The sequence below is a fragment of the Longimicrobium sp. genome (assembly GCF_048594345.1).
Classification (GTDB): domain Bacteria; phylum Gemmatimonadota; class Gemmatimonadetes; order Longimicrobiales; family Longimicrobiaceae; genus Longimicrobium.
The window spans coordinates 24,113-32,059 of record NZ_JBMDXM010000227.1 but is presented as its reverse complement, the minus strand read 5'-3'; the positions used below and the strand labels follow the sequence as shown (position 1 = coordinate 32,059).

General features: G+C 71.6%; 3 protein-coding genes. All 3 read left to right on the top strand.

Features of this window, described 5'->3' with window-relative positions:
- Positions 1-931: 931 nt before the first annotated feature.
- The 3 genes from ACOJUJ_RS24065 (at position 932) to ACOJUJ_RS24055 (ending at position 7,321) form a co-directional block, all read left to right on the top strand.
- A complete protein-coding gene (locus tag ACOJUJ_RS24065) occupies positions 932-4,159 on the top strand; it encodes a lantibiotic dehydratase (RefSeq protein ID WP_420129468.1) in 3,228 nt (1,075 codons plus the stop codon).
- 5 nt (positions 4,160-4,164) lie between these two features.
- Entirely contained in the window at positions 4,165-5,199 is a 1,035-nt protein-coding gene (locus tag ACOJUJ_RS24060; protein ID WP_420129467.1) for a thiopeptide-type bacteriocin biosynthesis protein, read from the top strand.
- Between the two features lie 76 nt (positions 5,200-5,275).
- Positions 5,276-7,321 carry a lanthionine synthetase LanC family protein gene (locus ACOJUJ_RS24055; protein WP_420129466.1) on the top strand — a complete coding sequence of 682 codons (2,046 nt, stop codon included), beginning with the start codon at positions 5,276-5,278 and terminating at the stop codon, positions 7,319-7,321.
- Positions 7,322-7,947: the final 626 nt, after the last annotated feature.

The following is a 7,947-nucleotide window of genomic DNA, read 5'->3' as shown; positions in this document are numbered from 1 at the left end:
AGGGTGTGAGGGTGTGAGGGGGTGAGGGTGTGAGGGTGTGAGGGTGTGAGGGTGTGAGGGTGTGAGGGTGTGAGGGTGTGAGGGTGTGAGGGTGTGAGGGTGCGGATGAAGGCGCTTCGGACAGGCCGGTGCAGGCCCCCTCCGGGCCGGCACCACCGGCCCACCTCCCCCGAAACTGCCGGGGGAGGTTAGGGGGGCAGCCGGCGGTAAGCTTCGGACGGTGTGGCGCGGGATGGTAGGTCGCCCCCTCCCCGGCCCTCCCCCGCAAACTGCGCGGGGGAGGGAGGTGCGGCGCACCTTGTCGAAGCGGGATCGAAGTCCACCTCCCCCAGGGGTTTTTGGGGGAGGTGCGAGCCTGAGCGAGTAAGGGGGCGCCTCGCGGGCGCAGCCCAAAGCTGATCGAAGCGGGATCGAAGTTCTCCCCTCTCCGTGAGGAACGAACGGGGAGGGGCCGGGGGAGGGGCACCGCCGGGCGCCAGCTCGACGCCTTTCGCCGATCCGTGAGCCATCGGCAACCGCTCCCCGATGCCCGCCGATTCGTCCCGCCACCGCACCGCCGGACGCGCGGGGGCTCCGCTGGTCACGGGAGCCTCGCCGCCCGCCCCGTCCGTTCGTATCGTGCATCCCGCGCACCTTTGCGACGCATTCGCGTACCAGTTCTCCCGGCGTACACAACATGGCGGCTCGCGTACTTGCCAAACGTCCGGCGGCGCGGTTATCGTCGCTGACCCGGCCGCAATTCCGTGCGTTCCGTGCAGCGCGCGGCTGGCTCTGGCGCGGACCGGACGGACGCTCCACACGGCGCGCGGCGGCAGCAACGCCGCGCACGGGGCCCGGCTCCGCGTACACCATCAAGCTTTCTCTTGCCGCCGGTTTGCGTCCCGGCGCCTGACCTTCAGATACCCCTGCGCGCCGTATGACCGAGCCCTGGATGGACGATACCGCCGCCGGCGGGGACGCCCTCTTCAACCGCTTCGTGTGCCGCGTCTCCGGCGCCCCCGCCGACACGGTTGACGAGATGCGGCCCGAGCGCACCCTCGCCGTGCTGCGCGAGCTGCAGGCAACGGAGCGCCGGCTGCACGCCGCGCGCGAGGACGTGTCGCAGCTGCTCTTTGCCGCCATCGGCGCGGCGCAGGAAAAGCCCCTGCGCAACAAGCTCATCACCCTCAAGCGCGAGCTGTACAACCTCAAGCCCCAGTCCGCCGAACGGCTGGACGCCGGCCTGGCGGGGATGGACCCGTCGTCCGCCGCGGCCGTCCGCGCCTTTGCGGCTGACGTGGAGCGGGCGCGCGGGCTGGAGGGCCAGCTCAAGCAGGCGTACGACGCCGAGACGCCGGAGCTACGCCGCCGCTTTCGCGGGCTGCTGCAGGACGCGGACTTTCGCAAGGGGCTGATGGTCAGCAGCCGCTCGCTGTACGGCGCGCTGGACCGCTACGCCGCCGCCGCCGACTCCGGCGACATCCACGGCCGCGACGAAAAGACGGAGCGCGGGCTGCTGCGCTACTACACGCGCATGGTCATGAAGGCCACGCCGTTCGCCACCTTCTGCGCCATCATCCCCGGCACCTTCGTCGGCGAGACGGACGGCGAGCCGGAGGGGGGCACGCGCTTTACCGGCGACCCGCGCGCCAAGCGCAGCTTTGTGCGCGCCAACAAGTTCCTGTACGGCCTGTTCTTCGACCACCTCAAGACGCGCCCGGCGTTCCGGCACGCGCTGCAGGTGGAGCGCAATCCCACGCTGCGCGCCGAGGGCGAGCGGCTGGTCTTCCTCACCGCCATCGACGGCCGCGAGGTCTTTCAGCGGCTGGGCGACAACGAGGTGCTGCAGCTCATCGCCAGCCGCTTCAGCGACGGCGGCGCGCCCACGCTGGGCGACCTGATCCGCGCCCTTTCGTCCGATCCGGAGATCGACGCCACGTTCGAAGAGGCCGAGGCGTACCTGGACAAGCTGATCGAGATCGGCTTCCTCCGCTTCCACACCGGTATCCGCGAGCAGGACGCGGACTGGGACCTCCCCTTCCGCGCCCTGCTGGACCGCATCGACGACGACCACGCGCGGCAGACGTCGGAGGTGCTGGCCACCCTGCGCGAGCGCATCGAGGCGTACACCGACGCGGGCGTGGACGAGCGCGAGCGCATCATCGCCCAGGTGCACGAGCAGATCGAGCAGGCGCTGGAGCGCATGGAGATCAGCGGGCGCCTGCGCAAGGACATGCCGTTCTACGAGGACGCCACCTCCGGCGCGTCGGCCCAGATCGCGCTGACGCCGGGCGTGCGCCGCTCGCTCTCCGGCTTCGAGCAGTGGGTGCGGGCCACGGCGCGGCTGGCGTGGCCGCGGTCGGAGCAGGCCACCATGCGGCACTTCTTCGACGACTACTACGGCGAAAAGGACGACGCGGCCGGCGGCGTGCCGCTGCTCAAGTTCTACGAGGACTTTTACCGCGAGCACTTCAAGGCGCACGTGGAAAAGGAGGGGCGGCTGCGCGGCGGCGGTCCCCGCGATCCCAAGGACACGTACGACGTCAACAACCCGTTCGGCCTGGAGTCCATCAAGGAACTCGCGGCCGCGCGCCAGCGCCTCACCGAGGTCTTTCGCCGCGCCTGGGTGGATGCCCCCGACGCGGAGACCGTCGACATCGCCCCCGAAGCGGTGGACGAGGCGCTGCAGGGGGTCGAGACGCTGTCCGGCATCCCCCGCTCCATGGGCGCGTTCGGCCTGATGGTGCCGGCGGAGCGCGAGGGCGGGGATCCGTCCTTCGTCCTGCACGGGGCCAGCTACACCGCGGGGTACGGCAAGTACTTCTCGCGCTTTCTGTACATGCTGCCGGACGACGTGCAGGAGGACGTGCGCCGCGCCAACGCCGCGCTCACCGGCGAGCTGCTGGCCGAGATCTGCGGCGACGCGCAGTTCAACGCCAACCTGCACCCGCCCCTGCTGCGCTGGGAGATCAGCTATCCCACGGGCGAAAGCGGCGCCACCGAAGACCAGCTGCGCAGCTCGGAGATCCTGGTTCAGCGCGATGCGGAAGATCCGCAGAACCTGTCGCTGGTGCACGGGCCCACGGGCCGCCGGGTGATCCCGGTGGACCTGGGCTTCCTGAACCCGCGCATGCGGCCGCCGCTGTACCAGCTGCTGTCGCGCTTCACCCCGCCGGTGATGTACGCGCCGCCGATCCCGGAGTCCACCGAGGCGCCGCGCACGCCCGCGGAAAAGCCGAAGCTGGACGCGGAGGACGTCGCCGTGCAGCCGGCCGAGGGCGCGCCCGCGGACGCCGTCGTCGCGCAGGACGCCGACACGGTCAGGGACGGGGACACGGTCAAGGAACCGCCGCCGCCGGACGCGGACACCGTCGTCCGCGCGCCGGACGCCGACACCGTCGAGGGACAGCCGGGCGCCGACATCGCGGCGCCCGCCGTGGAGGCACAGCCGAAAGCGGAGGAAAAGCCCCCCGTCATCAGCTACCGCCCCCGCATCACCTTTGGCGGCAGCGTGGTGCTGGCGCGCCGGCGGTGGATCGTCCCCGCCCCGCTGTTCCCGCAGCGCCGGCCCGAGGAGAGCGCCGCGGACTTCTTTGTCCGCGTGAACCGCTGGCGGGTGGAGAGCGGCATCCCCGAAACCGTGTACCTGCGGATGATGCCCCTTTCCGAGGCGCGTCCGCCCAAGGCCGGCGAGCCCGCCGCCGAGGCCGCGCCCGCGGAAGCGCCGGCCGAGATCCCCGGGTACGAGGCCCCCGCCGGCGAGGCGGATGACCCGATCGCCGACGAGCACGACGAGGCGGTGGAGGCCGAGGCGGCGCCGGCCGCGGCGGAGGGGGAAGCGAAGGAGGGCGAGGCCAAGGAAGGCGAGGACGCCGAAGGGGCGCCCAAGCTGGGGCTGGAGGACAAGAAGCGGAAAACGCAGCAGTCGCGCGACTTCTACAAGCCGCAGTTCATCGACTTCGCCAACCCGCTGCTGGTGGGGCTGTGGGGCAAGGTGGCGCAGGGGCTCAAAAACTTCAGCGCCACCATCGAGGAGCGCTACCCGGACCGGGCGCAGCTCCCCCGCCATGGCGACACCTCGTTCGCCACCGAGCTGGTGGTGCAGCTGTACTTCCCGCGCGGCACCGCCAACGCCGCGGCGGACGCGGGCGAGCTGGCCGACGCGCTTCCGGGGGACTGACGACGATGAGCGAAGACGTGCACTACACCCCGCCTCCGCCGTCCGCCCCGCCCCCCCCGCGCCCCGACGGGCGCGAGTGGCTGAGCGTGTACCTGTTCTTCGACGGGTGGATCTACACCCCCGACTGCGACCGCGTGGTCCTGGACGTGGCCGAGCCGTTCGTCCGCCGCTGCCAGGAGCAGGGGTGGATCCTGCAGCACTTCTTCATCCGCTACAGCGAGTTTGGCCCGCACGTGCGCCTGCGCCTGCTGGGGATGCCGGACGTGCTGAGCGCCCAGGTGTGGCCCGCGCTGGTGGAGCACGTGCGCGCCCACAACCCCGAGGTGCAGATCGACGCCCGGCCCGAAACGCAGGTGGTTCCCACGCGCGCGGAGGGGCAGCCCGTCAGCGTGACCCACGTGGCGCGGGTGGAGTACGAGCCTGAGACCGACCGCTACGGCGGCCCCGACGCGCTGCTCGTCTCCGAGCGCGCCTTCGAGGTCAGCAGCGACGCCGCGTACGCCCTGATCGCCAAGATGGGGCCGGAGCGGTCGTCGCGGCTGGGCAAGGGGCTGCTGGGGATGGTCATCCTCATCCACCTGTTCGCCGACGGCCGCGAGCGCGGCAGCGCGTTCACGCAGATGTACTCCACCAACTACCTTCGCTCCGTGGCGCGTGAGGAGGACGGACGCGAGGCGCTGCTGGAGGCGTTCGACCAGGGGTTCAGCGGCCAGGCCGAGACGCTGATGGAGTACGTGGACGCCATCTGGGAGGCCATGGACGACGGCGATTCCCTGAGCGACACGCTGGACGCGTACGCGGCGGGGATGCGCGTGGTCCGCGAGGAGCTGCGCGCCCTGTTCGAACAGGGGCAGGTGCTGGCGATGGGGCAGCCCGCGTCGGAGTGGGTGCGCGCCTGGCAGCTGCTGCTTCCCAGCTACCTGCACATGATGAACAACCGGCTGGGGATCACCATCCAGGAGGAAAGCTACCTGGGATACCTGGTCACCCGCGCCCTGGGCCGTCCCGCGGAAGCGCTGCGCACCGCGCACCAGGGCTGACGCCGGCGCCACCCCATCCACCCACCCGCGCGATCGCCCGCCGGTCCGCGACATCGAAACCGCAAGGCATCGACCCGTGACTGAAACCACGACCGCCGGCACGCAGGCCGGCCCCGACACCTTTCTCGACGCCGCCCACCGCATGGGCCGTCGCATCGCGGCCGAAGCGCAGTGGGAGGGCGACGCCTGCACCTGGGAGATCGTGACTCCCGACCGCTCCTCCCCCGGGTCGCGGCGCGGCGTGCCGGCCCGCGCCAGCGGCACCCTGTACGAGGGCACCTCGGGCATCGCCCTGTTCCTGGCCGAGCTGGCCGCCGTCACCGGCGACGAGGAGCTGGCGCGGACGGCCATGGGCGGCCTGCAGTTCGCGCTGAACGAAGGCGCGGAGCTCAACGACTTTTCCTTTGGCTACCACAGCGGCCGTGTGGGCATCGCCTACGTCACCGCGCGCGTGGGCGAACTGCTGGGCAAGCCCGAGCTGTACGCCCAGGCCGAGGCGCTGCTGCGGCCGCTGGCGGGCAACGAGTCGCGCGACATGGGGATGGACGTGATCGCCGGCGGCGGCGGCGGCATCCCCGCCCTGCTGCAGCTCACCCGGCACGTGGACCCGGAGCTGGCGCTGGGAATCGCCCGGCGGCTGGGCGACCACCTGATCGAAACCGCCTCGCGCGACGCGGACGGGTGGAGCTGGGCCACCATGCGCAACAGTTCCGTGCGCAACCTGTGCGGCTACGCCCACGGCGCCGCCGGCATCGCCCACGGGCTGCTGGAGCTGTACGCGGCCACGGGCGACGGGCGCTACCGCTACGCGGCGGAGCAGGCGTTCCTGTACGAGCGGCGCTTCTACAGCGAGGAAAGCGGCAACTGGCCGGACCTGCGCCACACCGAGCTGGGCGAGTACCAGTTCGAGGGGCGCATCGACGAGCTGCGCGACCGGCTGCGCGCGGGGAACTGGGTAGAGACGCCCGCCATGCACTACATGTCCGCCTGGTGCCACGGCGGCCCGGGGATCGGCCTGTCGCGGCTGCGCGCGTACGAGATCCTGCGCGACCCCCTGTACCTGGAAGAGGCGCGCGCCTCGTTCGGCACGGTGGAGCGGTCCATTTCCGACGAGGTGGGGATGAACTACTCGCTCTGCCACGGACGCGGCGGCAACGCCGAGACGCTGCTGGAGGGCGCCCGCATCCTGGGCGAGCCCGCGCTGCTGGAGCCGGCCCGGGAGATCGCGCGGCTGGGGATCCAGCGCCACGAGGACGCTGGCGAGCCGTGGCCGTGCGGCACCATGGGCGGCGTGAAGGACCCCGGACTGCTGCTGGGCGAAGCCGGGATCGCCATGTTCCTGCTGCGCCTGGCGCGCCCGGACATCCCCTCGCCGCTCATGCTCACCGCCCCGGACGACTCCGCCGCCCAGGGCGGCCGCGCCGGGGCCGAGGGCTTTGCCGCGCTGCAGAAGCGCACGGTCGAGGAGCACGTTGGCCGCACGCTGCGCATCTTCGCCGCGCTGGGCGAGGACCTATCGTCTCTCGTCCCCGTGCGGCCGATGAACGGCGCGCCGGAGCGGACCGACGTGGAGCTGGCCCACGACGCCCTCGCCGCCCACGTGGCCGGCGTGGCGGACGGCGAGCACCGCGCGCTGCTGGAGGACGCGTATACCGTAGACCGCGCGCGCTACGAGCTGGCGGCTTCCGTCCAGGACTACTCGCAGGAGTTCCTGGACAACCTGGCCCGGCTGCCGCAGGACGAGGTAGACTGGCGCGAGGGGCGGGCCGGGCTTTCGTCGCGGGCGCGGGTGGTCTCTACCCGCTGGGACTGGGACGCCTGGCTGGACCTGGGCGACGAGTCGTCGGCGCCGGAGGAGGACGATGCGTACTACCTGGTGCAGTTCGCCGTGGGACGCGCCAGCCACCGGCGGCTGAGCCCCTTTGCCGCGCTCATCCTGCAGACCGTGCAGCAGTCCGCCACGCTGGAAGAGCTGATCGCCGTCGTCAAGGAGGCCGTCTCCAGCCCCAACGGCGCCCCGGCCCACGAGTGGCTGGAGGACCGCGTGGTGGAGCAGCTGTCCCAGGCCTACCGCGCCGGCTTCATCGAGTTCGAGCGCGGCCTGGTCGGCGCTGAGGCCTGACGGCCGGCCGGCCCGGGATCCGGCCACGCCGCCGGATCCCGCGCCAACCCTTCTCCGGTCGCGGACGCGCATTCGCCCGGAACGCCGCACGAACCCGGGCCGCCGAGTCCGCGCAGGAGCGAATAAATTCGCCGCTGGGAAAACGCGAAGTCCACCTTCGTGGACTGTAGCCGCCGGCTTCCAGGCGCCTCGACACACACAGGATCGGCTGAACGCCCCGGCCGCGGACGCGCAATCGCCTGGAACGCCGCACGCATCCGGGCCGCCGAGTCCGCGCAGGCGGACTTCGTGTAGTTGTTGCAGCGAATTCATTCGCCCTTGCAACGCGGATGGCACGTTGCCGGATCAAGGCACTAAACCTCCTCTGCCTTGCAACGCGGATGACACGTTGCCGGATCAAGGCACAAGACCTCCTGCCTTGCAACGCGACGGCGGGATTTCCGGATCAAGGCACAAAACCATCCTGCTCCTTGCGGGTATAACGGCACGTTGCGGGGGTGGACGCGCGACCCGCATCGGCTCCCCCACGGGCGGGCGGCACGTCGTGGGACGGACCTCGCGAAGAGCAAAGGCATCGCTCGCGGGCGTACGCAGGTTGCGGGATCGGCACCGCGAGGCGCAGTATC

Bases quoted from the DNA above. Each gene is read 5' to 3' on its own strand.
- ACOJUJ_RS24065 (WP_420129468.1), top strand. From the start codon at position 932: ATGGACGATACCGCCGCCGGCGGGGACGCCCTCTTCAACCGCTTCGTG.
- ACOJUJ_RS24060 (WP_420129467.1), top strand. From the start codon at position 4,165: ATGAGCGAAGACGTGCACTACACCCCGCCTCCGCCGTCCGCCCCGCCC.